We start from the raw sequence: 2116 nt of genomic DNA, 5'->3' as shown, positions 1-2116 counted from the left end.
GGCGCCGCCGGTCGCTCCGGAGCGGCCGACGTCGTACCGGCGCTCCTCGGGGCGGGGGCGGGACAGGCGCTTCTGCTCCTCGTCGCGGCCGGCGCCGGGGGCGCGGTCGTCCCTGGGGCGGTCGTCCCTCGCGCGGTCGTCGCGGCCCCGGTCGTCCCTGGCGCCGCGGCCCGCGCCGCTGCCGCCGCTCCAGCCGCTTCCGCTGGTACGGGGGGTGCTGCCGCCGCGGTTGCCGTCCCGGCCGACGCCGCCGCCACGGCCGCCGCCGGTGCTCCGGCCACCGCCCGCGCCGCCGCCACGGCCGCCCGCGGCGCCGCCGCTCCTGGCCCCGCCGCCGTTCCGGTTCGCGCCGCTCCCGCTCCCACTCCCGCTGTTCCGGTTGCCGCTTCCGCTGTTGCTGTTACCGCTTCGCATCAAATTTCCGTCTTGTCGTCTGCGTGAGTTTCCGGGGCGTACGGTGCGTCCGGATCGAACGACGGGACACCTTCAAGGGTCTCGGCCTCGATCGCGTCCGCCTCGGGGAGGAAGGGCGCGAGCTCCGGAAGCTCGTCCAGGCCGCGCAGGCCCATCCGCTCCAAAAAGTAGTTCGTCGTCCTGTACAGGATCGCACCTGTTTCGGGTTCCGCGCCCGCCTCCTCGACGAGCCCGCGCTGGAGGAGGGTCCGCATGACCCCGTCACAGTTCACTCCCCGTACGGCCGAGACCCTCGATCTGCTCACCGGCTGGCGGTACGCGACCACCGCGAGGGTCTCCAGGGCGGCCTGGGTGAGCCGGGCGTGCTGGCCGTCCAGGACGAAGCCCTCGACGGCCTCCGCGTACTCGGGGCGCGAGTAGAACCGCCACCCGCCGGCGACCGTCCGCAGCTCGAATCCCCGCCGCTGGACGGTGTATTCGTCGGCGAGTTCGCGCAGGGCGTCGGCGACGGCCCGGCGCGGGCGGTCGAGGATCTTGGCGAGGTGCGTCTCGGAGACGGGTTCGTCCACGACCATGAGGACCGCCTCCAGGGCGGGCTTGAGGCCGAGCTCCGCGACCGTGCTCCGCTGCTGCTCGCTCATGACCGCTCCTCGTCGCTCGTGTGTTCCTGGTCGAATTCGTCGGTCACGGCGGGCGCCGCGTCCTGGTCGCCGCCGGTCCAGCGGACCATGAGGGTCCCGAGGGCCTCCTCCTGGTCCAGCGCGACGGCCCGCTCCCGGTAGAGCTCCAGCAGGGCGAGGAAGCGGGCCACGACGGTGAGGGTGTCGGCGGCGTCCTCGGTGAGGACCTGGAAGCTGACCTCGCCCCGCTCTCTCAGCAGCGCGACGACGTGCCCCGCCTGCTCCCGTACGGAGACCAGGGGCGCGTGGATGTGGTCGATGTACACCTGCGGGCGCGGTCTGGGCTGCATGGCCTTGACCGCGAGCCGCGCGAACCCCCCGGGTCCGATGCTGATGACGACCTCGGGGAGCAGCTCGGCGTGGTGGGGTTCCAGTCCGACGGTACGGGGGTAACGGCGGCTCTCCTCGTCGAAGCGGGCGTTGAAGATCTCGGCGATGCGCTTGTACGCGCGGTACTGGAGCAGCCGCGCGAAGAGCAGGTCCCGCGCTTCGAGCAGCGCGAGGTCGGCCTCGTCCTCCACCTGCGCGGCGGGCAGCAGCCGCGCGGCCTTGAGATCGAGCAGCGTCGCGGCGACGACGAGGAACTCGGTGGTCTGGTCGAGGTCCCAGTCGGGTCCCATGGCCCGGATGTGCACCATGAACTCGTCGGTCACCTTGGAGAGCGCGACCTCGGTGACGTCCATCTTGTGCTTGGAGATCAACTGGAGCAGCAGGTCGAAGGGCCCCTCGAAGTTGACGAGCCGCACGGTGAACCGCGCATCGGCATCCACCGCGCCGGACTCTGTGACCTCCACCACATCCCCGCCGCCCCCCAACGGCAACGCCGCGCCCGGCACCACCCCGTCCCCGGGGCCGAGGGCCTCGGGCCCCGCCTCCACGGTCCCGGCTCGCACCGGACCGGACGGTGCGGGGACGGGGGCGGGTCCGGTGTGAGCGGCCTGCGTCGCGGTCGGTGGGGGTGTGGTCCCGGGGATCGGGGGCGCGGCTGACACCGGCGGGTCGGGGGGTGTCGGGCGGGGTGC

The 2116-nt window shown here is 73.4% G+C and carries 2 protein-coding genes and 1 pseudogene; all 3 read right to left on the bottom strand.

Annotation, left to right across the window (positions count from 1 at the left end):
- Positions 1-414: pseudogene (locus tag GT042_RS30445) on the bottom strand (hypothetical protein); the annotation flags it as partial.
- On the bottom strand, positions 414-1055 hold the full coding sequence (gene scpB / locus GT042_RS30440) for an SMC-Scp complex subunit ScpB (protein WP_161311916.1): 642 nt from the start codon (positions 1053-1055) through the stop codon (positions 414-416). The pseudogene GT042_RS30445 and the gene scpB, both read right to left, overlap by 1 nt.
- A complete protein-coding gene (locus tag GT042_RS30435) occupies positions 1052-1930 on the bottom strand; it encodes a segregation/condensation protein A (protein ID WP_345943979.1) in 879 nt (292 codons plus the stop codon). The genes scpB and GT042_RS30435 overlap by 4 nt, the downstream gene beginning before the upstream one ends.
- Positions 1931-2116: the final 186 nt, after the last annotated feature.

This window comes from Streptomyces sp. SID3212 (assembly GCF_009865405.1).
Lineage (GTDB): Bacteria > Actinomycetota > Actinomycetes > Streptomycetales > Streptomycetaceae > Streptomyces.
Note: the sequence above shows the minus strand (reverse complement) of the source record. Positions and strands in the feature narration are given on the sequence as shown.

What these genes read in the sequence shown, in the direction of transcription:
- scpB (WP_161311916.1), bottom strand. Translation starts at nt 1,055, where the DNA reads ATGAGCGAGCAGCAGCGGAGCACGGTCGCGGAGCTCGGCCTCAAGCCC.